Source organism: Mycobacterium bohemicum DSM 44277, assembly GCF_001053185.1.
Lineage (GTDB): Bacteria > Actinomycetota > Actinomycetes > Mycobacteriales > Mycobacteriaceae > Mycobacterium > Mycobacterium bohemicum.
The window spans coordinates 13,988-38,454 of sequence record NZ_CSTD01000006.1 but is presented as its reverse complement, the minus strand read 5'-3'; the positions used below and the strand labels follow the sequence as shown (position 1 = coordinate 38,454).

The following is a 24,467-nucleotide window of genomic DNA, read 5'->3' as shown; positions in this document are numbered from 1 at the left end:
CCGACGCCCGCCGGCGCGTCGCGCGGTGAGACGCACACTCGCGGGCCGCGAATCAGTACAGCGCCCGCACCGCGTCGATGGTGTCGGCCTCGGCCGGGCCCTTGTCGTCGCGGTAGCGCACCACGCGGGCGAATCGCAGCGCCAGGCCGCCGGGGTAGCGGGACGACTTCTGCACGCCGTCCAACGCCACCTCGACCACCTGCTCGGGCCGCACGCGGACCACGTAACCGTCCGTGGGGCCGACGGCCAGCTCGGTGAACCGGGCGGTCTGCCAGTCCAGCATGGCGTCGGTCATGCCCTTGAAAGTCTTTCCCACCATGACGAATTCGCCACCGGCCGGGTCGCGCGCGCCCAGGTGGATGTTGGAGAGTTTCCCGCGGCGCCGGCCCGAACCCCACTCCACGGCGAGCACGACCAGATCCAGCGTGTGCACGGGCTTGACCTTGAGCCAGCCCGCTCCGCGCCGGCCGGCCTGATACGGCGCGCCGGGCGCCTTGGCCATCACCCCCTCGTGGCCGGCGGCCAGCGTCGCGTCCAGGAAGGCCGCCGCCGCGCCGGGGTCGGCGGTCGCCAGCCGGTCCACCCGCTGGGGCCTCGGGCACCAGCGCGTCCAGCGCGGCGAGCCGCTCGGTGGTCGGCGCGTCGAGCAGGTCGACGCCGTCGCAATGCAGGATGTCGAAGAAGAACACCGAAAGTGGCTGGGTTGCAACGGCTGAGGCGACATCGACCGACCGGCCGAACCTCGACGCGGTCACCTGGAAGCGGTGCGGGCGGTGGTCCGGCCGCAGCGCGATCGCCTCCCCGTCGGCGATCAGCTCGTCGACGGGGAGCGCCCGCGTGGCCGTGACCACCTCGGGCAGCCGGGCGGTGACGTCGTCGAGGCTTCGGGTGTAGACGGTGACCTGGTCGCCGGCCCGATGGATCTGCACGCGGGCACCGTCCAGCTTGGCCTCGAAAATGGTTGCGCCATCGTGGCGTTCGAGCGCGTCGGAGACGCTGGCGGCGGTTTGGGCCAGCATCGGCCCGACGGGCCGGCCCACCCGCAGCGTGAACGCCTCGAGCGCCCCGGCCCCCTGGCGACCGCGTCGGCCATGACGCCCGCCAGCGCTCCCTGGCGCAGCTCGCCGCCCAGGAGCCGCAACAAGAAGGCCTGCTCGGTTTCGGTGGCGGCGGCGAACAGGCGGGCCAGGAGTTCGGCCCGCCGGCCCTGCGAGCCCTTGCCCGAGACCGCGCCGATCTCGGAGAAGGCGGCGTCGACGCCGCCGACCGTCAGGGTCGGCTGCGGCGCGGGCGGCGGGGGTGACTGCAGCGCCGCCCAGCCGACCCCGATCTGGCGCTGGCGCAGCTCACCGGAGAGCCACGACACGACGATCGCGACGTCGTCGGCTTCGGCGCGGCGGAGCAGGTCGGCGATGTGGGCGACCTTGGCCAGGCGCGACGAGGTGGCGCCCACGGCCTGCGACATGGTAGCCACGTCGACGAGGAGCACGAGACCAGCTTGGCATGGCTCGCCGACAACCGGCGCGACGGACACGCTAGCGTGCCTACGTAACGTTACAAATTCCACAGATTCTGGCAAGCCAAAAAGGAGAGGTCCGGATGGAGATCAACGGGAAAAAGGCCGTCGTCATCGGCGGCGCTTCGGGGATGGGTCGCGCCACGGCCGAATTGCTGGCCGAACGCGGTGCCGACGTCGCGGTGCTGGACCGCGAGAACTCCGATGGCAAGACCGTTGCCCAGGGGATCGGCGGCGACTTCTACCCCGTCGACGTCACCGACTTCACCGGGACCGAGGAGACCCTGCAGGCGGCGGTGGACAAGCTGGGTGGACTGCACGTCGTGGTGACCACCGCCGGCGGCGGCATCGCCAAGCGCACCCTGACCAAATCCGGCCCGCACGATCTCGAATCCTTCCGATCCGTCGTCGACCTCAACCTCATCGCCACCTTCAACATCAGCCGCCTGGCGGCCTCGCACATGGCCAAGAACGAGCCCGAAGACGAGGAGCGCGGCGTGATCATCAACACCGCGTCGATCGCCGCCTTCGAGGGCCAGATCGGCCAGATCGCCTACACCGCCGCCAAGGCCGGGATCGCGGGCATGTGCCTGACCATGGCCCGCGACCTCGGGTCGATGGGGATCCGGGTGCTGGCGATCGCGCCCAGCCTGTTCCTGACGGGCATCACCTCGATGGTCCCCGACGAGATGGCGGCCGCTCTGACCAAGGACGCGGCCTTCCCGAAGCGGATGGGACGGCCGATCGAGTACGCCAAGCTGGCGGCGGCAATCGTCGACAACCCGATGCTCAACGGGCAGTGCATCCGGCTGGACGCCGGTCAGCGGTTCGCCCCGAAGTAGGCACCCCGCCGCGGCCCCGGCGACATTAAGTACACTCTTTAGGCAGCCGCCCCGCTCCCCCTCGGAGCGGGGCTGGCCGTCAGCCGAGACCGGCGCGAGGAGGGTCCCCATGGGTATCGCACTGACCGACGACCATCGCGAACTCGCCGAGGTGGCCCGGTCGTTTCTGACCTCGCAGAAGGCGCGCTGGGCGGCGCGGTCGCTGCTCGACGCGCCCGAGGAGGCGCGGCCCGGTTTCTGGCAGCACCTGGTCGAGCTCGGCTGGCTGGGCCTGCACGTCGACGAGGAGCACGGCGGCTCTGGTTACGGCTTGCCCGAACTCGTGGTGGTGATCGAGGAGCTCGGCCGCGCGGTGGCGCCCGGGCCGTTCGTGCCGACCGTGATCGCGTCGGCGGCGATCGCCAAAAATGGCTCCGCCGAACAGAAGTCGCGGCTGTTGCCGGGGTTGACCGACGGAACCGTCGCGGCGGGCGTCGGGCTGGACGGCGACGTTCGGATCGCCGATGGTAAGGCCGATGGCGAGGCGGGGATCGTGCTGGGCGCCGGGCTGGCGGACCTGCTGGTGATCGCCGCCGGCGAGGACATCGTGCTGCTGGAGCGCGGCCGCGCGGGTGTCACGGTCGAGGTGCCGGAAAACTTCGACCCGACGCGGCGTTCCGGGCGGGTGCGCCTGCAGGGCGTGAGCGTCACCGCCGACGACATCATGGCGGGGGCGCGGCAATCGACCCTGGCGCGCGCGCGGACGCTGCTGGCCGCCGAGGCGGTGGGCGGGGCGTCGGACTGCGTGGAGGCCGCGGTCGAATACGCGAAGGTGCGCCAGCAATTCGGCCGGACCATCGCGACTTTCCAAGCGGTCAAACATCATTGCGCGAACATGCTGGTGGCGGTGGAGTCCGCGATCGCCGCGGTGTGGGACGCCTCGCGCGCGGCCGCCGAGGACTCATCGGAGGACGAAGAGCAGTTCCGGCTGGCCGCCGCGGTGGCCGCGGCGCTGGCGTTCCCCGCCTACGCGCGCAACTCCGAACTCAACATCCAGGTCCACGGCGGCATCGGCTTCACCTGGGAGCACGACGCGCATCTGCACCTGCGCCGGGCGCTGGTGCTCGGGGCGCTGTTCGGCGGTGACGCCCCCGCCCGCGACGTCTTCGACCGCACAGCGGCCGGTGCGACCCGGGAGAACAGCCTGGACCTCCCCCCGGAGGCCGAAGAACTGCGCACCCGGATCCGCGCCGACGCCGCCGAGATCGCCGCCCTGGACAAGGAAGCCCAGCGCGACAAGCTGATCGAGACCGGCTACGTGATGCCGCACTGGCCCAAGCCATGGGGCCGCGCGGCCGACGCCGTCGAGCAGCTGGTGATCGAGGAGGAGTTCCGCGCGACCGGCATCAAGCGCCCCGACTACGGCATCACCGGATGGGTCATCCTGACCCTGATCCAGCACGGAACCCCTTGGCAGATCGAACGATTCGTCGAGAAGGCGTTGCGCAAGGACGAGATCTGGTGCCAGCTGTTCTCCGAACCCGACGCCGGCTCGGACGCCGCCTCCATCAAGACCCGGGCCACCAGGGTCGACGGCGGCTGGAAGATCAACGGCCAGAAGGTGTGGACCAGCGGCGCGCATTACTGTGCGCGCGGCCTGGCCACCGTGCGCACCGACCCCGACGCTCCGAAGCACGCCGGCATCACCACGGTGATCGTCGACATGAAGGCGCCAGAGGTCGAGGTGCGGCCGCTGCGGCAGATCACCGGCGGGGCGGACTTCAACGAGGTGTTCTTCAACGATCTGTTCGTGCCCGACGAAGACGTGGTGGGGGCGCCGAACTCGGGCTGGACGGTCGCGCGCGCGACGCTGGGCAACGAGCGGGTCAGCATCGGCGGCAGCGGATCGTTCTACGAGGGGCTGGCGGCCGGGCTGGTGCAGCTGGCGCGGGAGCACGCGGATCGGTTGGCGGGAGCCGACGTTCGGGTCGGGACCTACCTCGCGAACGAGGCCGCGCTGCGGCTGCTCAACCTGCGCCGGGTGGCCCGCAGCTTGGAGGGCACGGGCCCCGGGCCCGAAGGCAACGTGACCAAGCTCAAACTGGCCGAGCACATGGTGGAGGGCGGCGCGATCACCGCGGCCCTGCTCGGGCCGGAGGTCGCGCTGCTCGACGGCCCCGGTGCGCTGGCCGGCCGGATGATGATGGGCGCCCGCGGCATGGCGATCGCCGGGGGCACCTCGGAGGTCACCCGCAACCAGATCGCCGAGCGGATTCTGGGCATGCCCCGCGACCCGCTGATCAACTAGCTTTCACTGCCGAGCAGACGCAGAATCGCACAAAACGCCGAGGCTAAAGGTGATTCTGCGTCTGCTCGCGCCGACGAGGAGGCCGCAAATCAGGCGGGGGCGAATTGCGGGGCGCCGCCGCCGCCCTTCTCGGGCCGCAGGCCGACGGGCATCCCGCAGGCCACCGAATCCGGTTCGCAGCCAACGATATTGGCGGCCACCCGCAGCCCGCTCTGCTCGGCGAGTTCGACGAGGGCGATGACGTACGGGACGGGGATCTCCGGGTTGTACGGGTGATGGTTGACCGTATAGGTGAACACCGTGCCGCGCCCGGACACCGGGCGCGCCACCAGCGGGCCACCGCAGTCGCGGCACTCACCGGCCGCCGGATGCACCCAGCGCGCGCACCTCTCGCAGTGTTCGATGAGCAGCTGGGGCGTCGACTCGGCTGACACGACCAATACAGTACACTCTATTGGTTCTCAGCCAGCGGCGGGTTTCGGCGGACGGGCAGGTGTCTATGGCGCTATTCGAAAAGGACGCGATCCTGTCCGGGGTCGGCATCTCGCGGATCGGCCGTCGCACCGGCATCCCGGGCCTGGAACTGACCATGGAGGCGGTCCGCTCCGCCATCGACGACGCGGGCCTGCGGGCCGCCGACATCGACGGCATTGCGACGCTGGGCGATACGCCGGCCCAGGACGTCACCGCCGAACTGCGGATCGAGGCCGCCGACTGCGGGTCCGGGTTCGGCACCGGCGGGCTGCTCAGCCCGGTCATGTCGGCCTGCCGCGCGGTCGCCGAGCGTCGCGCCCGCCACGTGGTGGTGTACCGGACGATCCAGATGCTGGGCGGCACGGTCCCGGTGAAGCAGGAAGAGAACGCGCCGGTCCCGCCGCTCGCGCGGATGTTCGACGCCCCCGAGGGCGCGCCCCGCCCGGCCGTCGGCGCGATGGACGACATCAACGATCTGATTGCGGCGCAGGCCTATTCGGCCGCGAACTGGCTGGCGCTGAACTGCCGCCGCCACATGGAGCTTTATGGCACCACCAAGGAACAACTGGGCTGGGTGGCGCTCAACGGCAGGCGCAACGCCGCGCTGAATCCCCTCGCCGTGTACCGCGATCCGATGACCATGGCCGACTACCTCGGCGCCCGGCCGGTGTCCACGCCGTTCGGGCTGCTGGACTGCGACGTCCCGATCGACGGCTCGATCGCCGTGGTGGTGTCGCACGCGGAGTACGCCGCTGACTGTCCGCACCGGGCCGTGGCCGTGGAGGCGATCGGCGGCGCCGACGGTGCCGGCGGCTGGTTTCACCGCGAGGACTATCCGAAGATGGCGATGTCGGATGCGGCCGCGCAGATGTGGTCACGGACCGACCTGCGGCCCGCCGACCTCGGGGTGGCCGAGCTGTACGACGGCTTCACGTTTCTCACCGTGGCGTGGCTGGAGGCCCTGGGCATCTGCGGTGACGGCGAGGGCGGCCCGTTCGTCGACGGCGGCGCGCGCATCGCCCGCGACGGCGACCTGCCGCTGAACACCTACGGGGGTCAACTGTCGGCCGGGCGCATGCACGGGTACTGGGCGCTGCACGAAGGGTGCCTGCAGCTGCGCGGCGACGCGGGAGAGCGCCAGGTCGCCGACCGCCCGCAGGTCGGCGTCGTCTCCGTGGGCGGTGGACCCGTCGCGGGGTGCATGCTCCTGACCTGCTGAGAATCCTTGCCGCACAAGTCAACCCCGACGCCCGCTCGGCCGCAGACCGGCCGGGCGCATACCATGGCGTCGGCGATCGCCCGCGAGATCGAGGCGGACATCGTGCGCCGCGGCTGGACGGTCGGGGAATACCTGGGCTCGGAAACCGCGCTGCGGCAACGCTATGGCGTGAGCCGGTCGGTGCTGCGGGAGGCCGTTCGGCTGGTGGAGCACCACCAGGTGGCCCGGATGCGCCGCGGACCGGGCGGCGGGCTGCTGATCTGCGAGCCGGACGCGGCGCCGGCCACCCGCGCCGTCGTCATCTACCTCGAATACCTGGGCACCACGCTGGCCGACCTGCTCAACGCCCGCCTGGTCCTCGAGCCCCTGGCGGCGTCGCTTGCCGCCGAGCGCATCGACGAAGACGGCATCGAGGGGCTGCGGGCGGTGCTGGACGCGGAGGCGAACTGGCGCCCGGGGCTGCCGGCGCCGCGCGAGGAATTCCACCTGGCGTTGGCGCAGCGGTCGAAAAACCCTGTGCTGCAATTGTTCATCGACATCCTGATGAGGCTCACCAAGCGATACGCGCTGCAGTCGCGGGCCGGCTCGGCGAGCGAGGCCCTCGAGGCGGTCGAGCACATGCACGGCGACCACACCGAGATCGTGGCCGCCGTGACCGCCGGGGACTCGGCCCGGGCCAGGACGCTCACCGAGCGGCACGTGAAGGGCGTCACCGCCTGGCTGCAGCAACATCAAGGGTCGGGCCGCCGGCGCCCGGCGCGGCGCCTCCCCGGCGATGCACCCAAAGGCAAACTCGCCGAGATGCTCGCGGTCACCATCGGCGACGAAATCGCCGCCGGCGGTTGGCGGGTCGGTTCGGTCTTCGGGACCGAGGCGGCGCTGTTGGAGCGATACCGCGTCAGCCGGGCCGTGTTCCGGGAGGCGGTGCGGCTGCTGGAGTATCACGCGATCGCCCAGATGCGCCGCGGGCCCGGCGGCGGGCTGGTCGTCAGCACCCCCCGGGCGCAGGCCAGCATCGACACCATCGCCCTGTACCTGCAGTACCGCGGGCCCACCCGGGAGGACCTGCGCTGCGTCCGCGACGCCATCGAGATCGACAACGTCGCCGCTGTGGTCAAGCGGCGCGACGATCCCGACGTCGCGGCCTTCCTCGCCGCCCGCCCGCCCCACGAACGGGTTGGCGACCTCGGTGCGGCCGGGGCCGACGAGTTCCGCTTTCACGTCGGCCTCGCGGAACTGGCCGGCAACGCGCTGTTGGACCTGTTCTTGCGGATCATCGTCGAGTTGTTCCGGCGGAACTGGTCCAGCACCGGGCAGGCGGCTCCCACCTGGGACGACGTGGCGGCCGTCGAGCACGCGCACGCGCGGATCCGGGAGGCGATCGAGGCCGGCGACGACAGCCTGGCCCGTCATCGCACCCGCCGTCATCTGGACGCCGCCGCCTCCTGGTGGCTGTAGCCGCTTCGGTGCTCGCAGTGAGCGCCGTCACGCGTATAGCCAAGGTGCCTTTCGGGTATGAGGAGGGGACAGACGCGGCCGGTCGGGCGGGGGGTTTGGCATGGCGACTGGGCGCGAGAGGGCCGTCACGGCCCCGGGCACCGAACCGGACGGGCAGCGCTTCGTCCATTCCGCCTTGTTCTATCGATCCCAGCGGGAGTACCTGGATTTCGTGGAACGGTTCGTCGCCCACGGCCTGGCGATGGACGAGGCGGTGCTGATCGCGGTCCCCGGCGACGAGCTGGCCTTGCTGCGCGACGCGCTGCACAGCGGCGGTAGGCCGCCGCCCCATTTGCGCCTGGCCGACATCACCGACGTCGCCCCCAATCCGGGCCGGTTCATGGCCGTCGAGGGATCCTTCGCCGCCGAACATGCCGATCGACGGGTGCGAATCGTCAGCCAGCTGGCCTGGCCGGGCCGCACCGACGGCGAATACCTCGCGTGCGCCGAGCACGAGGCGCTGGTCAACGAGGCATTCGAGGGCTACCGGGCGACCGGCGTCTGCCTCTATGACGCGAGCCGGCTGGACGACGACGTGCTCACCGAGGCTCGCGCGACCCACCCGCTGCTGTGGAGCGGAGGTGCGCTGCGGCGCAGCGCGGAGTACGCGCCCGACGACGCGCTGAGACGCTGCAACCGGCCGTTGCCCACGCATCCCGGGGCCGCCACCTACATGGTGCGCAAGTCCGCCGACCTGCGACCGGCCCGGTCGTTCGCCGTCCGCTACGCCGACGGCGCAGGCCTTTCCCGCGACGGCATCGAGGATCTGCAGCTGGTGGCCACCGAGCTGGCCACCAACAGCCTGATGTACACCGACGGCGCCTGCCGGCTGGCCTTCTGGCGCGACGATCACCACCTGGTGTGTGAGGCGCGCGACACCGGCCGCCTCGAGGATCCGCTGGCCGGCCGGCTGGACCCGGGGTCCGACGGCCCGGCGAGCCGCGGCCTGTTCCTGGTCAACGCCATCTCCGACCTGGTGCGCACCCACACCAGCGCCACCGGTACGACGATTCGGGCATACCTGCGGGTCGACTAGTCGCCGAGCCGGCGGATGACCGCGGGCAGAGTCGAATGAGCTTGCGCCGCAATACCAGACGCGCCGGCCGACAATGAACTTGCATCCCCGCCGCGCGGGGTCTACTGTCGCGCTCGTGCGTCTTCTCACGCGTGCCTTGAATCAGGCCGTAGCCAGCACCCGCAGCGGGGTCTGATCCAGACCGACCCCCCGCTGCGGGTCGGAAGCTATTGCCGTCGGTCGCTCCTGCTGATCAGAGAAGACCAACGCGATGCCCATTACCGAATCTCTTGCCCACGCCGGTGTGGACGGCTCCGGCGAGCCGGTGCGCCGGTGCCCCGCCGAGGCGGGGTTCGCCCACCACTTCGGCGCCGCCCTGCCGCGCGGTCTTCGGGAGGAGGCACACGGAATGTCGTGGGACAGCTTCACCGCCACCTATGGTCACTCCGGCGGCCCGCTGCGCCTGGGCGACTGGGCGTGCACCGACACCGACAGGCGCGCGGGCCGACTGGGCCCGCAGGCCCGCAACTTCCGGGCCGTGATCGCCGTCGGCGACCGGATCACCACCTCGAGCGCCGCAGCCGGCGGCCCCGTCGCAGCGCTCACCGCGATGCTGCACGAGCTCGGGTTCACGGTGGAAATCCTGGAGTTCCGCCAGATCCAATCATCCGGGCGGACAGCAACTTTCATCCGCGGCGGCAATGGGGCCCGCACCGAATGGGCGATGGGTGAGGCCTCCGACCCGATCCAGTCGTCGCTGCGCGCGGTGATCGCCTGCGCCAACCGGCTGGCCTCGGTCGCCTGACCGGGGCGCAGGGGACGCCTCAGATCGGGCGCAGCACGATCGGCATGCCGTCCTTGGGTACCGGCATGCCGCCGTAGTCCCACTCCGCCCGGTATCCGGGACGGGGCAGTTCGAGCCGGTAGCGGCGGAGCAGGCGGTGCAGGATCGTCTTGATCTCCAACGTGCCGAACACCGACCCGATGCACTTGTGCGCACCGCCGCCGAACGGCGAGAACGCGTAGCGGTGCCGCTTGTGCTCGTTGCGCGGCTCGGTGAACCGCGCGGGGTCGAACGTCATCGGGTCGGTCCACAGCTCGGGGAGCCGGTGGTTCAGGCCGGGATAGGCGATCACGTTGGTGCCCTTGGGAATGTAGTAGCCCAGCAGGTCGGTGTCGCGGACCGTCCGGCGCATCGCCCATTGCACCGGGGTGACCAACCGGATCGACTCGTTCATCACCAGGTCCAGCGACTCCAGCTTCTCCAGCGATTCGATGTCGAGCGGCCCGTCGCCCAGCCGGTTGGATTCGTCGCGGCAGCGTTCCTGCCATTCCGGGTGCCCGGCGAGGTGATAGATCATCGTCGTCGCCGTGGACGTCGACGTGTCGTGCGCGGCCATCATCAAAAAGATCATGTGGTTGACGATGTCCTCGTCGGTGAAGCGGTTACCGTCCTCGTCCTGGCTTTGGCACAACACCGACAGCAGGTCGTTGCCGTCCTTGCCGCGCTGCTCGTTGACGCGCTCGCGGAAGTAGTTCTCCAGCAGCTCACGCGCCTTGAGGCCGCGCCACCAGGTGAACGGCGGGATGGGCGTGCGGATGATCGCGTTGCCCGCGCGGGTGGTGACGGCGAACGCGCGGTTGACCTTGGTCACCAGCTCGTGGTCGGTGCCGGGCTCGTGGCCCATGAACACCATCGAGGCGATGTTGAGGGTCAGCTCCTTCATCGCCGGGTAAAGCAGGAAGCGGGCGTCGTTGACCACCCAGTCGTCGGCGACGACCTGGGAGACCACCTTGTCCATCTGCTCGACGTAGCTGACCAGCCGGGAACGGGTGAACGCCTCCTGCATGATCCGGCGGTGGTAGAGGTGCTCCTCGAAGTCGAGCAGCATCAGCCCGCGGTTGAAGAAGGGCCCGATCACCGGCACCCAGCCCTGCTGCGAGTAGTCCTTGTTGCGGTTGGAGTAGACGGTCTGGGCGGCGTCGGGGCCGAGCGCCGCGACGGACGGCATCACCGGCGAGTCCCCGAAGATCACCGGGCCTTTGGTCTGGTACATGAACATCAGGTAGTCCGGCCCGCCGCGCAACATCTCGATGATGTGGCCGATGACCGGCAGCCCGGCGTCGCCGACGACCGGCTTGAGCCCGCTGCCGGGCGGCGGGTCGGCGAGCTTGCGCTCCGGGAACTCGGTGTTGAGCAGCTTCCGTTCGACCAGGCCCATGCCGGGAAAGTTGTTGAACGACGGGGTGAACCGGCGCCGGGCCTGATCCAGCAGGTACTGCGGGGTGCTGATGGTGGCGGTCATTGACGCTCCTTCGCGCTCCGGTGTGAGCCCAGTCGGGTGACATCAGTCACTGATTCCGTATCCTTCGCGACAAAGTTGACGCCTGTCAAGTTTGCATTTGGGGCGGCGTGGTGCAAGGTCAGGGGATGAGCAGCCACGCCGGCCAGCCGGAGCCTGCCATGCAGCGCCGCGGCGACAAGCAGCGCCAGGCCATCCTGGCGGCCGTGCGTGAACTGCTGCAGGAGAAGCCGTTTGACGAGCTGTCGGTGAGTACCATCAGCCTGCGCGCCGGGGTGGCCCGCTCCGGGTTCTACTTCTACTTCGACTCCAAGTACGCGGTGCTCGCCCACCTGATGGCCGAGGCCGCCCAGGAACTCGAGGAACTCACTCGATATTTCGCCCCGCGCGAGCCGGGCGAGTCGCCCGAGCAGTTCGCCAAACGGATGGTCGGCAGCGCCGCGGCGGTCTACACGCACAACGATCCGGTGGTGACGGCGTGCAACGCCGCGCGCCACACCGACGACGAGATCCGCGACATCCTGCAGCGGCAATTCGAGGTGGTGTTGCGCCAGATCATCGCCATCGTCGAGGCCGAGATCAAGGCCGGAACCGCCCATCCGATCAGCGACGACATCCCGACGCTGGTGCGCACCCTGGCCGGCACCACGTCGCTGGTGCTGACCGGCGACCCGCTCCTCGTCGGCAAGGGCGGCGACATGGAGCGTCGGGTGAAAGTGCTCGAGCGGCTGTGGCTGCACGGCCTGTGGGGCGGCCGTCCCGGGTAGCGGCTGACCGCCGGTATCGTCGCGGCCATGGCGCGCAGGATTTCCGGAGGGCGGTACTTCGCGGGTAAGCGGTGCCTGGTGACCGGCGCGGCGAGCGGCATCGGCCGCGCCACGGCCCTGCGGCTGGCCGCCGAGGGGGCCGAGCTCTATCTGACCGACCGCAACGCCGACGGCCTGGAGCTCACCGTTGCCGACGCCCGCGCGCTGGGCGCCGCGGTGCCGGAGCACCGCGCCCTCGACATCGCCGACTACGGGCAGGTGGCGGCGTTCGCCGCCGATGTCCACGCCCGCCACCCGAGCATGGACGTGGTGCTCAACATCGCCGGCGTGTCGGCCTGGGGCACCGTCGACCGGCTGACCCACGAGCAGTGGAGCAAGATGGTCGCGATCAACCTGATGGGTCCGATCCACGTCATCGAGACGTTCGTGCCGCCGATGGTCGCGGCCCGCCGCGGCGGGCATCTGGTCAACGTGTCCTCGGCGGCCGGGCTGGTCGCGCTGCCCTGGCATGCCGCCTACAGCGCCAGCAAATTCGGGCTGCGCGGCGTGTCCGAGGTGCTGCGCTTCGACCTGGCCCGCCACCGCATCGGTGTCTCGCTGGTGGTGCCCGGCGCGGTCAACACCCCGCTGGTCAACACCGTCGAGATCGCGGGCGTCGACCGCGAAGACCCGCGGGTAGCCCGCTGGGTCAACCGCTTCACGGGCCACGCGGTGTCGCCGGAGAGGGCGGCCGAGAAGATCCTGGCCGGCGTCGCCAAGAACCGCTACCTCATCTACACCTCCGCGGACATCCGGGCGCTGTACGCCTTCAAGCGGCTGGCCTGGTGGCCCTACAGCGTGGCGATGCGCCAGGTGAACGTGATCTTCACGCGCGCGCTGCGGCCCGCCCCGGTGCCCTCAACCGGGCATGGACAGCTCGAGGCGCACCCCGAGCAGCCGGACCGGGCGGTCGAGGTCGAATAGGTCCAGCACCCGCAGGGCCGCGGCGGTGATGGTGTCGCGGTCGGTGGTGGGCGCATCCAGCTTCCGAATTTTCGTGCGCGTGTAGAACGTCGCGGTTCGCACGGTCACCGCCACCCGGGTGACGATGCGCCCGGCGGCCACCACCTCGTCCAGCGCCTGCTGCGCCAATCCCATTACCGCGGAATCCATTTCGGCCCGCTCGGTCAGGTCCCGGGGAAAGGTGACGACGTGGCTGCGCGAGCGCGGGACCCAGGGCTCGGCGCTGACGCCGGTGTCGCCGCCGCCCTTGGCGAGCAGCAGCAACCACAGGCCGGTGCGCGGGCCGAACGCCGACGTCAACAGCTCGGCATCGGCGGTGGCCAGCTCCCCTACGGTGGTGATGTCCAGCGCGGCAAGCTTTTTCGCCGTCTTCGGACCCACCCCCCACAGCGCGTCGACCGGACGGTCGGCCATCAGCGCCATCCAGTTGGCGTCGGTGAGCGCAAAGACGCCGGCCGGCTTGGCGAATCCGGTGGCCACCTTGGCGCGTTGCTTGTTGTCGCTAATGCCCACCGAGCAGGACAGCCCGGTCTGCGACTCGACGACCGCGCGGATTTGTTCCGCCGCCGCGACCGGGTTTTCGGATGTCACCGCGACATAGGCCTCGTCCCAGCCCCAGACTTCGACCGGATAGCCCAGGTCGCGCAGCAATCCCATCACCTGTGCCGACGCCTCGTCGTACGCCGCGGGATCCGACGGCAGGAACGTCGCGTCCGGGCAGCGGCGGGCCGCGGTCCGCAACGGCATGCCTGCGTGCACCCCGAATTCCCGTGCCTCATACGACGCGCAGGTGACGACCTTGCGCGGCTCGGCGGGATTGCCGCTGCCACCGACGATGACCGGCAGACCCGCCAGTTCGGGATGGCGGCGCAACTCCACCGAGGCGAGAAACTGGTCGAGGTCGACGTGCAGCACCCAGTCGGGGTCCATCAGCGACCGCACAATTTGCGCGCCACGCTTTCCCACGCGTCGCCCAGGGTGTGCAGGGTGTGACCGCCCTCGTTGAGCTGGTGCTCGACGTAATCCACGTCGAGCAGGGCCACCAGCGCCTGGGTCTGGGCCTCGAGGTCGCCGGTGCTGTGCGCCTCCCGCAGCAACACCCGCACGTGGGTGCGCTGCACCATGGCCGGGGCGTTGTAGCGGTTGTGCGGATCGCCGTTGGCCGCCGACAGCAGCGCGTGGTGGGCGTGGACGAAGCAGACCCGCTCCCGGCCGAACGCGATCAGCCGGTCCAGCGGCGGAGCCCCCGGGCCGAGCGGTGGGGGGCCGAACAGAAACGCCTGCTGGCTGACCCGCTCGTCCTCGTCGAGCAGCACCATCATCAGGCCGGCCCGGCTGCCGAACCGGCGGAACACCGTGCCCTTGCCGACCCCGGCGGCCGCCGCCACGTCGTCCATGGTCACCGCGTCGGCCCCGCGCTCGGCGACCAGCTTGCGCGCCGCCCGCAACAGGAGTGCGCGGTTGCGTGCCGCGTCGCCCCGCTCGGGCCGATCCGCTCGCGGGTACAGCGGCAGGTCGCCCGACCGCTCGGCTCCGCTCACAACCCGTACTCTAGCCGCGGCAGGAATAAAAACGGACCCTAGTCCAGTTCGTGCCAGGACAGGACCGACAACGAGAAGGGGATCGACCATGTCAGAGGACAAGGCCGCCGTCACGATCTTGGCGTTAGTAGGGAGCCTGCGGGCCGCGTCGATCAACCGGCAGATCGCCGAATTGGCCGCGGCGGTCGCCCCGGCCGGGGTCACGGTGGAGGTTTTCGAGGGGTTGGGCGAGGTGCCGTTCTACAACGAGGATCTCGACCCCGCCATGGGCGGCGACGTCCCGGAGCCTGCTCCGGTCACCGCCCTGCGGGCGGCGGCGGCCGCGGCAGACGCGGCTCTGGTTGTGACGCCCGAATACAACGGCAGCATCCCGGCGGTGATCAAGAACGCGATCGACTGGCTGTCCCGCCCGTTCGGTCATGGTGCGCTCAAGGGCAAGCCGCTGGCGGTCATCGGGGGAGGATTCGGCCGCTACGGCGGGGTCTGGGCGCACGACGAGACCCGCAAGTCGTTCGGCATCGCCGGCGCCCGGGTGGTCGAGGAGCTGAAGCTCTCGCTGCCCTTCGCCTCGCTGGAGGGCAAGGCGCCCGCCGAGCACGACGAGCTCGTGCAGAACGTTCGCGACGTGGTGGGCAAGCTGGCCGCCGAGGTGAGCTGACCCTGCGCCGGGGCCTTTGCTGGCGGCCGGCGTCGCGGCGTCCGCTTGCGGACTTGTCGGTGCCCGGTGCTATACCGATGGGCGTTGGCGCCCCTCCGGCTGGTTGTGACCTGCGACACGCCGGGGCGGGTGTCGGAAAGTCCTCGAGACACGGCGCGCGACCAGGGAGTTTCAAAATTGTTATTCCGAACATGTTGTATCTGCCGATCTTGTCAGCCACTAGGTGTAGTGTTTCGAGCACCGGCAGGCCCCCCCTTCGTCAAGCCACGACGGCCTGGTGAAATCTCCCCGAGTCGGTGTCGCCAGGTCCTTCGGGCCGGCAGCCGCACGACGGGAATCCGGGGGCTTACCGGACCGCTGAACATCGCGAAGACGCAGTATCCAGCTAGTTGCCAGTCCGTACGTCCCACTTTCCGCAAAGGAGCGGCATTCGATGAGCATCACCGTGTACACCAAGCCGGCCTGCGTCCAGTGCAACGCCACCTACAAGGCTCTGGACAAGCAGGGCATCCCCTACGCGACCGTGGACATCACGCTGGACTCCGAGGCGCGGGACTACGTGATGGCGCTCGGCTACCTGCAGGCGCCGGTCGTGGTGGCCGGCAATGACCACTGGTCGGGCTTCCGGCCGGACCGCATCAAGGCGCTCGCCGGGTCGGCGCTGAGCGCCTGAGGCGGACGACAGAGCGAGGAGTTGCGGTCCCATGAACATCGGTGGGCGCAACCTGACTGGGATGAGTGGCGACCCGCTTCGCCCGGCGGAGCCGCGCTTGCGATCGCCACTGATTGGGATGAGTGGCGACCCGCTTCGCCCGGCGGAGCCGCGCTTGCGATCGCCACTGATTGGGATGAGTGGCGACCCGCTTCGCCCGGCGGAGCCGCGCTTGCGATCGCCACTGATTGGGATGAGTGGCGACCCGCTTCGCCCGGCGGAGCCGCGCTTGCGATCGCCACTGGTCTACTTCTCCAGCGTGTCGGAGAACACCCACCGCTTCGTGCAGAAGCTGGGTCTTCCCGCCACGCGGATACCGCTGCACGGCCGCATCGAGGTTGACCAGCCGTACGTGCTGATCCTGCCCACCTATGGCGGTGGCCGGGCCACCCCGGACCTCAACGCCGGCGGCTACGTCCCCAAGCAGGTCGTCGCCTTCTTGAATGACGAAAACAACCGGTCGTTGATCCGTGGCGTCATCGCCGCCGGGAACAACAACTTCGGCCCCGAATTCGCCTACGCGGGCGACGTCATCTCCCGCAAATGCGGCGTTCCATACCTTTATCGCTTCGAACTGATGGGAACCCCGGACGACGTCGAAACCGTCCGCGCCGGGCTTGCTGACTTCTGGAAGGAACAGACGTGCCACCAACCGTCGCTGCAGAGCCTGTAACGTCCGGCGCTCACGCGCTGCCGGGGGAGACGGACTACCACGCTCTCAACGCCATGCTGAATCTGTATGACGCCGACGGCAAGATTCAGTTCGACAAGGACGTGCTCGCGGCGCGCGAGTACTTCTTGCAGCACGTCAATCAGAACACCGTCTTCTTCCACAACCAGGACGAGAAGCTCGACTACCTGATCCGCGAAAACTATTACGAGCGCGAGGTTTTGGACCAGTACTCGCGCAACTTCGTCAAGTCGCTGCTGGACCGCGCCTACGCCAAGAAGTTCCGGTTCCCGACGTTCCTCGGCGCGTTCAAGTACTACACCTCCTACACGCTGAAGACCTTCGACGGCAAGCGCTATCTGGAGCGGTTCGAGGACCGGGTGTGCATGGTCGCGCTGACGCTGGCGGCCGGTGACACCGGGCTCGCCGAGAAGCTGGTCGACGAGATCATCGACGGTCGCTTCCAGCCGGCCACTCCCACGTTCCTGAACTCGGGCAAGAAGCAGCGGGGCGAACCGGTGAGCTGCTTTTTGCTGCGCATCGAGGACAACATGGAGTCGATCGGGCGATCGATCAACTCCGCGCTGCAGCTGTCCAAACGCGGCGGCGGAGTCGCGTTGCTGCTGAGCAACATTCGCGAGCATGGCGCCCCGATCAAGAACATCGAGAACCAGTCCTCGGGCGTCATCCCGATCATGAAGCTGCTGGAGGACTCGTTCTCCTACGCCAACCAGCTGGGCGCGCGGCAGGGCGCCGGCGCGGTGTACCTGCACGCCCACCACCCCGACATCTACCGCTTCCTGGACACCAAGCGGGAGAACGCCGACGAGAAGATCCGCATCAAGACGCTGAGCCTCGGCGTCGTGATCCCCGACATCACCTTCGAGCTGGCCAAGAAGAACGAGGACATGTACCTGTTCTCGCCCTACGACGTGGAACGCGTCTACGGCCTGCCTTTCGCCGACATCTCGGTGACGGAGAAGTACTACGAGATGGTCGACGACGCGCGTATCCGCAAGACCAAGATCAAGGCGCGCGAGTTCTTCCAGACGCTGGCCGAGCTGCAGTTCGAGTCCGGATACCCGTACATCATGTACGAGGACACCGTGAACCGGGCCAACCCGATCGACGGCAAGATCACCCACTCGAACCTGTGCTCGGAGATCCTGCAGGTGTCCACGCCGTCGCTGTTCAACGAGGACCTGTCGTACGCCGAAGTGGGTAAGGACATTTCGTGCAACCTGGGGTCGCTGAACATCGCCAAGACGATGGACTCGCCGGACTTCGCCCAGACGATCGAGGTGGCCATCCGGGGTCTGACCGCCGTCAGCGACCAGACGCACATCACCTCGGTGCCCTCGATCGAGAAGGGCAACAACGAATCTCACGCGATCGGGCTCGGGCAGATGAACCTGCACGGGTACCTGGCCCGCGAGCACATCTTCTACGGCTCGGAAGAGGGCGTGGACTTCACCAACATCTACTTCTACACGGTGCTCTATCACGCCCTGCGGGCGTCGAACCGGATCGCCATCGAACGCGGTGCGCGCTTCAAGGGCTTCGAGAAGTCCAAGTACGCCTCGGGGGAGTTCTTCGACAAGTACACCGAGCAGGCGTGGGAGCCAACGACCGAGAAGGTGCGCCAGATCTTCGCCGACGCCGGGATCCGCATCCCCACCCAGGACGACTGGCAACGGCTCAAGGAGTCGGTGCAGACGCACGGCATCTACAACCAGAACCTGCAGGCGGTCCCGCCGACCGGGTCGATCTCCTACATCAACCACTCGACGTCGTCGATCCACCCGATCGTGTCCAAGGTCGAGATCCGCAAGGAGGGCAAGATCGGCCGGGTCTACTACCCGGCGCCCTACATGACCAACGAGAACCTGGAGTACTACCAGGACGCCTACGAGATCGGCTACGAGAAGATCATCGACACCTACGCCGCGGCCACCCAGCACGTGGACCAGGGGTTGAGCCTGACGCTGTTCTTCAAGGACACCGCCACCACCCGCGACGTGAACAAGGCGCAGATCTACGCCTGGCGCAAGGGAATCAAGACGCTGTACTACATCCGGCTGCGCCAGCTGGCACTCGAGGGCACCGAGGTCGAGGGCTGCGTCTCCTGCATGCTCTGACAGCCCCCGCGCGAGCGAATCTCGCGACGGCTTCGCGGCGTGTCGCGGCGTGAGAGGCACACTCGGCGGGTGCTCGGCCGGCCGGTCTGCCCAGGTCAGCGGCGCTACGCGGTATGGTGCTTGACGTGGTCAGAATGCCTCGACCTTCCTTGCCCCAGCCCGGCGTCAAGCCCGGGGTGAAGGTGGACGCGCGCAGCGAGCGCTGGCGCGAACACCGCAAGAAGGTCCGCGGCGACATCGTCGACGCGGCGTTCCGCGCCATCGACCGGCTCGGACCCGAGTTGAGCGTGCGCGAGATCGCCGAGGAGGCCGGCACCGCCAAGCCCAAGATCTACCGCCACTTCCAGGACAAGTCCGACCTGTTCCAGGCGATCGGCGAACGGTTGCGCGACATGTTCTGGGCGGCGATCTTCCAGTCGATCGACCTCAAGAACGACTCGGCCCGTGAGATCGTCCGGCGCAGCGTCGACGAGTACGTCACCCTGGTCGACCAGCACCCCAACGTGCTGCGGGTCTTCATCCAGAGCCGCTCGTCGGCCACCCCGCAGTCGACCGTTCAGATCCTCAACGAGGGCCGCGGCATCACGCTGGCGATGGCCGACATGTTCGACAACGAGCTGCGGGAGATGGAGCTCGACCACGCCGCCTTCGAACTCGCGGGGCATGCGGCGTTCGGGTCGGCGGCGTCGGCCACCGAGTGGTGGCTGGGCCCCGATCCCGACAGCCCGCGCCGCATGCCGCGCGAGCGGTTCGTCGCGCACCTGACCACGATCATGATGGGCGTCATCGTCGGCACCGCCGAGGCGCTCGGCATCGCGATGGATCCCGACCAGCCGATCCACAGCGCGGTTCCGCTCAACTCCGCGGCCGGCTGACGCCGCTAGGACGTGCCGGTGCCGTTGTCGCGTCCGGCGAACACCGCCAGCACCGCCCCGACGGCGGCTGCGGCGGCGGCGACGCCCATCGAGGCGTGCAGCCCGACCATGAACGCCTCGTGGCTGCCGTGCGCGACGGCGTGCGCGATCGGCGCCGGCGTCCCCGGGGGAGTGGGGCTGAAGCCCTGGGCCACAAGCTCTTTGGTGCCGCTGAGCTTCGCGGCCACCGGGCGCGGGATCCCCGCGCCGGTCAACTCATCGACCAGCACCGAACCGACACGGCTGGACAGCACCGACCCCAGGATGGTCGTGCCGAGCACGCCGCCCAGCTGGATGGCCGTGCTCTGCAACCCACCGGCCACCCCGGCGTCGTCGTCGCCGGCATTGCCCATGATGGCGTCCGAACTGGCGGTCAGGACCAGCCCGATGCCCGCGCCCAGCAACACGAATCCCGGCCAGAGCGCCCCGTAGCCCGAGTCGGTGCGCAGGAAGGCCAGCGAGAACAGCGCGAGCGCGACGGCGGCCAGGCCCAGGACCATCGACGGCCGCGGCCCGAACCTCTCGGTCAACAATCCGCTGAGCGGGGCGGTGACCATCAGCGTCAGGCTCAGCGGCAGCGTGCGCACACCGGTCTCGACCGGGCTGAAACCCAGGACGTTCTGCAGGTACAGCGACAGGAAGAACACCGCGCCGAACAGCGCGAAGAAGTCGATCACCACCACCGCGGTGCCGATCGACAGCGGCCGGTTGGCGAACAGTCGCATCGGCAGCAGCGGCTCGGCCGCGCGCAGCTCGATGAGCACGAACACCGCCACCGCCGCCAGGCCGGCCAGCAGCAGCCCGAGCGTGCGGCCCGCCAGCCAGCCCCAGGTCTGCGCCTTGATCAGGCCGAAGACGACCAGGAACAAGCCGCCGGACAGGGTCGCGGTTCCCGGGACGTCGAGGCTTCGGCCGCCCCCGCTGCGGCTCTCGGCGACGGCGAACCCGCCGACCAGCAGGGCCAGGGCCGCGATCGGGGCGTTGATGTAGAACACCGATTGCCAGTTGACGTGCTCGACGAGCAGCCCGCCGACGATCGGCCCCGCCGCGATCGACACGCCCGACGCGCCGCCCCAGATCCCGATGGCGGCGTTGAGCTTCTCGCGCGGAAAGGCGGCGCGGACCAGCGCCAGCGTGCTCGGCATCAGCAGCGCCCCGAACACGCCCTGCAACGCGCGCAGCCCGATGACGCCGCCCACGGTCCCGACCAGGCCGATGCCGACGGACGTGACCGCGAACCCGATGACGCCGACGAAGAACGCCAGGCGCCGACCGAACCGGTCGGCGAGCTTCCCGCCGAAGATGAGCAGCGACGCCAGCGCCAGCATGTACGCGTCGGTGATCCATTGCAGGTCCGACAGCGACGCGTGCAGGTCGACGGCGATCCGCGGATTGGCGATGGCCACGACCGACGCGTCCAGACCGACCATGATCACGCCGATGCAGGCGGCGGCCAGCGTCCACCAGGGGTTGCTCCGAAGCCCGCGGTGGGTGGGCGGGGGGTGCTGTCGCAAACCCGTCGATTGCGGGGCGGTCACGGCGACCGACATGTGTGCTCCGTTCCTATGTGGAGGGTGGTTACCACTTACCTCTTCGACGATAGGCACAAGTGGAGGTCAACCTCCAGTTGAACCGGTATGCTCGACCTGTGATTTCACGCGCAACGCCGCGCACAGAGGGATCCAGGCCACTTCGCGCCGACGCCCAACTCAACCGCGACCGGATCCTGTCCGCCGCCGCCGAGCTGTTCGCCGAGCGCGGGCTGTCGGTGCCGCTGGAGGAGATCGCCGGGCGCGCCGGGGTGGGCGTGGCCACGCTCTACCGGCGCTTCCCGACCCGCGCCGACCTGGCGGCGGCCGCGTTCGAGCGCAACATCTCCCGCTACACCCGGGCGGTGGATCGGGCGCTGGCCCATCCCGACGCCTGGGAGGGTTTCTGCGGCCTGGTGCTCGAACTCTGCGAGATGCAGGCGGCCGATGCCGGCCTGCGCGACCTGTTGACGACGGCGTTTCCCGCCAGCAGCGCCGTGGAGCAGCGCACGAACGAGGCGGTCGAGAAGGTGAGAACCCTGATCGCCCGGGCGCAGCGGGACGGCGCGCTGCGCAACGACGTGGTGGCCGGGGACATCGTCGTGATGCTGCTGGCCAACGCCGGCGTGCTGCGCGCCACCGGCGCCTCGGCCCCCGACGCGTGGCGCCGCTTCGCCGCGTTGATGATCGACGCGTTCCGCACCCATCCGGAGCGGCCGCTGCCGCCGGCGCCACCCGAGCAGCAGCTGCGCCGATCCATCGCCCTGCTCACCGAGGCGCGGTGACCAGTGCCGCGTTGACAGCCCCAACGGGGCCGGACAGACTGGGACCCACGAAGTATGCGGTACCGGCGTTCCCAGGAAGGATCGCAGAATGACCATTGCCGAAGCCTCCACCGAACCGGGGCCGGCGACTCAAGCCCACCGCCCCGTGCGCACCCGGGCCATCATCATCGGCACCGGCTTCTCCGGCCTCGGGATGGCCATCAGGCTGCAGCAGCAGGGCGTGGACTTCATCATCCTGGAGAAGGCCGACGACATCGGCGGCACCTGGCGCGACAACAGCTATCCCGGATGCGCCTGCGACATCCCCTCGCACCTGTACTCCTTCTCCTTCGAGCCCAAGCCGGACTGGAAGAACCCGTTTTCCTACCAACCCGAGATCTGGGACTACCTGCAGGGCGTCACCGAGAAATACGGGCTGCGCCGCTACATCGAGTTCGGCTCCCACGTGGATCGCGCGCACTGGGACGAGGACGAGTACCGCTGGCACGTCTTCACCAGTGACGGCCGCGAGTACGTCGGGCAATTCCTGATCTCCGGCGCCGGCGCGCTGCACATCCCGGCCCTGCCCGACATCGAGGGTCGCGACGAATTTCGCGGTCCCGCTTTCCATTCCGCGGAGTGGGACCACAGCGTCGACCTGACCGGCAAGCGGGTCGCCGTGATCGGCACCGGGGCCAGCGCGATCCAGATCGTGCCCGAGATCGTCGGGCGGGTCGCCGAACTCCAGCTCTACCAGCGCACCCCGGCGTGGGTCGTGCCGCGGTCCAACCCCGAAATCCCCGCACCGATCCGGCGCGCGATGGAGAATGTGCCCGGGCTGCGCGCGGCGGTGCGGCTGGGCATCTACTGGGCGCAGGAGGCCCTGGCCTTCGGGATGACCAAGCGCCCGGACATGCTGCGGTTCATCGAGGGCTACGCGAAGTACAACATCCGGCGCTCGATCAAGGACCGCGAGCTGCGCCGCAAGCTGACGCCGCATTATCGGTTGGGCTGCAAGCGAATCCTGAACTCCTCCACGTACTACCCGGCCGTCGCGAACCCCAAGACCAAGCTGATCACCGATCGCATCACCCGGATCACCCCCGACGGGATCGTCACCGCCGACGGCACCGAGCACAAGGTGGACGTGATCGTCTACGGCACCGGTTTTCACGTCACCGACTCCTACACCTACGTCCAGATCAAGGGGCTGCACGGTGAGGACCTGGTGGACCGATGGAACCGCGAGGGCATCGGCGCGCATCGCGGCATCACCGTCGCCGACGTGCCCAACCTGTTCTTCCTGCTGGGCCCCAACACCGGGCTGGGGCACAACTCCGTGGTGTTCATGATCGAGTCCCAGATCCACTACGTCGCCGACGCGATCGCCAAGTGCGACAAGATGGGCGCGCAGGCGCTGGCCCCCACCCGCGCCGCACAGGACCGGTTCAACGACGCGCTGCAGGAACAGCTTTCGCACTCGGTGTGGAACAGCGGCGGCTGCAGCAGCTGGTATCTGGACGAGCACGGCAAAAACACCGTGTTGTGGGGCGGCTACACCTGGCAGTACTGGCGGGCGACGCGCTCGGTCAAACCGGAGGAGTACCGGTTCTTTGGCGTGGGCGCGGGCTCACGCCTCAAGGCCCGGGCGGCGACCGCCTAACAGGTCGGCGAAAGCCCGGGCGGCGGCGTCCACGCCGGCGTCGTCGTCGGTGGCCACCAGATCCAGCAGCAGGCCCCGGGTGACGGCCAGCCCGAGCCGGGCCATCGCGGGGTCGGCGTGGCCGTCGGCGGCGGCCACGGCCTCGAGCCAGCCGTCGACCGCGCCGGGAACCATGCGGTCAAAAGGCTTCTCGCCCTGGGCCGCCCGGGCGTAGCACTCGAAAAACAGGCGTTCGACGTTGCGCAGCTCGCGCCGGCGGAGGTCGGCCCACATCGCGGCGAACGCGGCCGCCGGGTTCGTGGGCAGCTCGGTCAGGAGCCCCATCTGGCGGCGCTCGACCTCCTCGACGATCGCCACCAGCAGATCCTCTCGAGACCCGAAGTGGTGCAGCAACATTCGATGGCTGGTCCCGACGGCGGCCGCGACGTCGCGCAGCGAGCGGTCACCGATCCCGCCGGTGGCGAACTCCTCGATCAGCGCATCGAGCAGCTGCCTGCGCCGTTGCGAGTCAGGAGCGCGCGTCATCGGCGCGGCTGAGCTGCTCTGAGCGCGCCTTGAGTCCACGGGCCTCCATGTCGAGGAATCGCTTTGTCTTCTTGAGCATCAGGCGGGCGACCAGTGCGCCCAACGGGCCGCGTTGGTCGAGCCGCTGTTTGACCAACGTTCGGCCGTCCGATTGGGCGATCACGTCATGGCGAGCGGTGGTGGTCGCGCCGGGGGAGCGCTGCACCCAGGTCCAGGACGCGCCGGGGTCGATCTCGCAGACCGTCCAGGTCAGCTTCTGCATGCCCGGCTGCTTGATCGCGAACCGCTTACCGACGGCCAGCCCGGGACCGTCCAACCCGGTCAGCGACGTCACCGAGGCGGTCCACTCGCGCCAGCGCTCGACGTCGCTGAAGACCTCCCACACCAGCTGCGGCGGCGCGTCGATCACGACGCTGTCTTCGGTAATCATG

Annotated in this window: 22 protein-coding genes and 1 pseudogene; 15 read left to right on the top strand and 8 right to left on the bottom strand. The window is 69.4% G+C overall.

The window, feature by feature from the left end; all coding sequences use genetic code 11:
• Window positions 1–52 precede the first annotated feature (52 nt).
• A pseudogene (locus BN971_RS21960) lies at window positions 53–1,489 on the bottom strand (ATP-dependent DNA ligase).
• A gap of 110 nt (window positions 1,490–1,599) precedes the next feature.
• Here BN971_RS21960 and BN971_RS21955 point away from each other — a divergent pair.
• Together BN971_RS21955 and BN971_RS21950 are read left to right on the top strand one after the other, a co-directional pair.
• Window positions 1,600–2,358 carry an SDR family NAD(P)-dependent oxidoreductase gene (locus BN971_RS21955; RefSeq protein ID WP_085180640.1) on the top strand — a complete coding sequence of 253 codons (759 nt, stop codon included), beginning with the start codon at window positions 1,600–1,602 and terminating at the stop codon, window positions 2,356–2,358.
• 109 nt (window positions 2,359–2,467) lie between these two features.
• The gene (locus tag BN971_RS21950; protein ID WP_085180641.1) at window positions 2,468–4,645 is read left to right on the top strand and encodes an acyl-CoA dehydrogenase family protein; all 2,178 of its coding nucleotides are present in this window, start codon (window positions 2,468–2,470) and stop codon (window positions 4,643–4,645) included.
• An 89-nt stretch (window positions 4,646–4,734) separates the two neighbouring features.
• On the opposite strand, the gene BN971_RS21945 is transcribed toward BN971_RS21950, so the two are convergent.
• A complete protein-coding gene (locus tag BN971_RS21945) occupies window positions 4,735–5,079 on the bottom strand; it encodes a Zn-ribbon domain-containing OB-fold protein (protein WP_085180642.1) in 345 nt (114 codons plus the stop codon).
• Window positions 5,080–5,144: 65 nt separating this feature from the next.
• On the opposite strand from BN971_RS21945, the gene BN971_RS21940 reads away from it, so the two are divergent.
• The 4 genes from BN971_RS21940 (at window position 5,145) to BN971_RS21925 (ending at window position 9,655) form a co-directional block, all read left to right on the top strand.
• Window positions 5,145–6,338, top strand: coding sequence for a thiolase family protein (locus tag BN971_RS21940; protein ID WP_085180643.1), 1,194 nt, complete (start codon window positions 5,145–5,147; stop codon window positions 6,336–6,338).
• Window positions 6,339–6,401: 63 nt separating this feature from the next.
• A complete protein-coding gene (locus BN971_RS21935; RefSeq protein ID WP_085180644.1) occupies window positions 6,402–7,796 on the top strand; it encodes a FadR/GntR family transcriptional regulator in 1,395 nt (464 codons plus the stop codon).
• Window positions 7,797–7,896: 100 nt separating this feature from the next.
• On the top strand, window positions 7,897–8,871 hold the full coding sequence (locus BN971_RS21930) for a sensor histidine kinase (protein WP_085180645.1): 975 nt from the start codon (window positions 7,897–7,899) through the stop codon (window positions 8,869–8,871).
• A 250-nt stretch (window positions 8,872–9,121) separates the two neighbouring features.
• Window positions 9,122–9,655, top strand: a complete 534-nt coding sequence (locus BN971_RS21925; protein WP_090350580.1) for a 2-isopropylmalate synthase — start codon at window positions 9,122–9,124, stop codon at window positions 9,653–9,655.
• Between the two features lie 19 nt (window positions 9,656–9,674).
• Here the strand turns inward: BN971_RS21925 and BN971_RS21920 are convergent, their stop codons facing one another.
• Complete coding sequence (locus BN971_RS21920) at window positions 9,675–11,156, bottom strand: cytochrome P450 (protein ID WP_085180647.1); 1,482 nt, start codon at window positions 11,154–11,156, stop codon at window positions 9,675–9,677.
• Between the two features lie 125 nt (window positions 11,157–11,281).
• On the opposite strand from BN971_RS21920, the gene BN971_RS21915 reads away from it, so the two are divergent.
• Both BN971_RS21915 and BN971_RS21910 read left to right on the top strand, forming a co-directional pair.
• Complete coding sequence (locus BN971_RS21915) at window positions 11,282–11,920, top strand: TetR/AcrR family transcriptional regulator (RefSeq protein ID WP_085180648.1); 639 nt, start codon at window positions 11,282–11,284, stop codon at window positions 11,918–11,920.
• A gap of 27 nt (window positions 11,921–11,947) precedes the next feature.
• A complete protein-coding gene (locus BN971_RS21910) occupies window positions 11,948–12,883 on the top strand; it encodes an SDR family oxidoreductase (RefSeq protein WP_085180649.1) in 936 nt (311 codons plus the stop codon).
• On the opposite strand, the gene BN971_RS21905 is transcribed toward BN971_RS21910, so the two are convergent.
• Both BN971_RS21905 and BN971_RS21900 read right to left on the bottom strand, forming a co-directional pair.
• Window positions 12,818–13,852: a DNA polymerase IV gene (locus tag BN971_RS21905; RefSeq protein WP_085180857.1), complete on the bottom strand. Its 1,035-nt coding sequence runs from the start codon at window positions 13,850–13,852 to the stop codon at window positions 12,818–12,820. The genes BN971_RS21910 and BN971_RS21905 overlap by 66 nt on opposite strands.
• Window positions 13,852–14,463 carry a TetR/AcrR family transcriptional regulator gene (locus BN971_RS21900; protein ID WP_085180650.1) on the bottom strand — a complete coding sequence of 204 codons (612 nt, stop codon included), beginning with the start codon at window positions 14,461–14,463 and terminating at the stop codon, window positions 13,852–13,854. Before BN971_RS21900 ends, BN971_RS21905 begins: the two co-directional genes overlap by 1 nt.
• An 88-nt stretch (window positions 14,464–14,551) precedes the next feature.
• On the opposite strand from BN971_RS21900, the gene BN971_RS21895 reads away from it, so the two are divergent.
• The 5 genes from BN971_RS21895 (at window position 14,552) to BN971_RS21870 (ending at window position 19,516) form a co-directional block, all read left to right on the top strand.
• Window positions 14,552–15,121, top strand: a complete 570-nt coding sequence (locus BN971_RS21895; RefSeq protein ID WP_085180651.1) for an NAD(P)H-dependent oxidoreductase — start codon at window positions 14,552–14,554, stop codon at window positions 15,119–15,121.
• 433 nt (window positions 15,122–15,554) lie between these two features.
• Complete coding sequence (locus BN971_RS21885; RefSeq protein WP_085180652.1) at window positions 15,555–15,794, top strand: redoxin NrdH; 240 nt, start codon at window positions 15,555–15,557, stop codon at window positions 15,792–15,794.
• Window positions 15,795–16,062: 268 nt separating this feature from the next.
• The gene (nrdI, locus tag BN971_RS21880) at window positions 16,063–16,506 is read left to right on the top strand and encodes a class Ib ribonucleoside-diphosphate reductase assembly flavoprotein NrdI (RefSeq protein ID WP_169718584.1); all 444 of its coding nucleotides are present in this window, start codon (window positions 16,063–16,065) and stop codon (window positions 16,504–16,506) included.
• Window positions 16,476–18,641, top strand: a complete 2,166-nt coding sequence (gene nrdE / locus BN971_RS21875; RefSeq protein WP_085180654.1) for a class 1b ribonucleoside-diphosphate reductase subunit alpha — start codon at window positions 16,476–16,478, stop codon at window positions 18,639–18,641. The genes nrdI and nrdE overlap by 31 nt, the downstream gene beginning before the upstream one ends.
• Before the next feature lie 125 nt (window positions 18,642–18,766).
• Complete coding sequence (locus BN971_RS21870; protein WP_090350616.1) at window positions 18,767–19,516, top strand: TetR/AcrR family transcriptional regulator; 750 nt, start codon at window positions 18,767–18,769, stop codon at window positions 19,514–19,516.
• Between the two features lie 5 nt (window positions 19,517–19,521).
• Here the strand turns inward: BN971_RS21870 and BN971_RS21865 are convergent, their stop codons facing one another.
• Entirely contained in the window at window positions 19,522–21,105 is a 1,584-nt protein-coding gene (locus BN971_RS21865; protein WP_085180655.1) for an MFS transporter, read from the bottom strand.
• Window positions 21,106–21,203: 98 nt separating this feature from the next.
• Between BN971_RS21865 and BN971_RS21860 the strand changes: the two genes are divergently transcribed.
• Together BN971_RS21860 and BN971_RS21855 are read left to right on the top strand one after the other, a co-directional pair.
• Complete coding sequence (locus tag BN971_RS21860; RefSeq protein ID WP_245836678.1) at window positions 21,204–21,869, top strand: TetR/AcrR family transcriptional regulator; 666 nt, start codon at window positions 21,204–21,206, stop codon at window positions 21,867–21,869.
• A gap of 88 nt (window positions 21,870–21,957) precedes the next feature.
• Window positions 21,958–23,511 carry a flavin-containing monooxygenase gene (locus BN971_RS21855; protein WP_085180656.1) on the top strand — a complete coding sequence of 518 codons (1,554 nt, stop codon included), beginning with the start codon at window positions 21,958–21,960 and terminating at the stop codon, window positions 23,509–23,511.
• Here the strand turns inward: BN971_RS21855 and BN971_RS21850 are convergent.
• The gene (locus tag BN971_RS21850; protein ID WP_085180657.1) at window positions 23,479–24,036 is read right to left on the bottom strand and encodes a TetR/AcrR family transcriptional regulator; all 558 of its coding nucleotides are present in this window, start codon (window positions 24,034–24,036) and stop codon (window positions 23,479–23,481) included. The two genes, BN971_RS21855 and BN971_RS21850, sit on opposite strands and share 33 nt — an antisense overlap.
• The gene (locus tag BN971_RS21845) at window positions 24,020–24,466 is read right to left on the bottom strand and encodes an SRPBCC family protein (protein ID WP_085180658.1); all 447 of its coding nucleotides are present in this window, start codon (window positions 24,464–24,466) and stop codon (window positions 24,020–24,022) included. Before BN971_RS21845 ends, BN971_RS21850 begins: the two co-directional genes overlap by 17 nt.
• Window position 24,467 lies beyond the last annotated feature (1 nt).

Bases quoted from the DNA above. Each gene is read 5' to 3' on its own strand.
- BN971_RS21955 (WP_085180640.1), top strand. From the start codon at position 1,600: ATGGAGATCAACGGGAAAAAGGCCGTCGTCATCGGCGGCGCTTCGGGG.
- BN971_RS21950 (WP_085180641.1), top strand. From the start codon at position 2,468: ATGGGTATCGCACTGACCGACGACCATCGCGAACTCGCCGAGGTGGCC.
- BN971_RS21940 (WP_085180643.1), top strand. From the start codon at position 5,145: ATGGCGCTATTCGAAAAGGACGCGATCCTGTCCGGGGTCGGCATCTCG.
- BN971_RS21935 (WP_085180644.1), top strand. From the start codon at position 6,402: ATGGCGTCGGCGATCGCCCGCGAGATCGAGGCGGACATCGTGCGCCGC.
- BN971_RS21930 (WP_085180645.1), top strand. From the start codon at position 7,897: ATGGCGACTGGGCGCGAGAGGGCCGTCACGGCCCCGGGCACCGAACCG.
- BN971_RS21925 (WP_090350580.1), top strand. From the start codon at position 9,122: ATGCCCATTACCGAATCTCTTGCCCACGCCGGTGTGGACGGCTCCGGC.
- BN971_RS21920 (WP_085180647.1), bottom strand. From the start codon at position 11,156: ATGACCGCCACCATCAGCACCCCGCAGTACCTGCTGGATCAGGCCCGG.
- BN971_RS21915 (WP_085180648.1), top strand. From the start codon at position 11,282: ATGAGCAGCCACGCCGGCCAGCCGGAGCCTGCCATGCAGCGCCGCGGC.
- BN971_RS21910 (WP_085180649.1), top strand. From the start codon at position 11,948: ATGGCGCGCAGGATTTCCGGAGGGCGGTACTTCGCGGGTAAGCGGTGC.
- BN971_RS21905 (WP_085180857.1), bottom strand. From the start codon at position 13,852: ATGGACCCCGACTGGGTGCTGCACGTCGACCTCGACCAGTTTCTCGCC.
- BN971_RS21895 (WP_085180651.1), top strand. From the start codon at position 14,552: ATGTCAGAGGACAAGGCCGCCGTCACGATCTTGGCGTTAGTAGGGAGC.
- BN971_RS21885 (WP_085180652.1), top strand. From the start codon at position 15,555: ATGAGCATCACCGTGTACACCAAGCCGGCCTGCGTCCAGTGCAACGCC.
- BN971_RS21865 (WP_085180655.1), bottom strand. From the start codon at position 21,105: ATGTCGGTCGCCGTGACCGCCCCGCAATCGACGGGTTTGCGACAGCAC.
- BN971_RS21855 (WP_085180656.1), top strand. From the start codon at position 21,958: ATGACCATTGCCGAAGCCTCCACCGAACCGGGGCCGGCGACTCAAGCC.
- BN971_RS21850 (WP_085180657.1), bottom strand. From the start codon at position 24,036: ATGACGCGCGCTCCTGACTCGCAACGGCGCAGGCAGCTGCTCGATGCG.
- BN971_RS21845 (WP_085180658.1), bottom strand. From the start codon at position 24,466: ATGATTACCGAAGACAGCGTCGTGATCGACGCGCCGCCGCAGCTGGTG.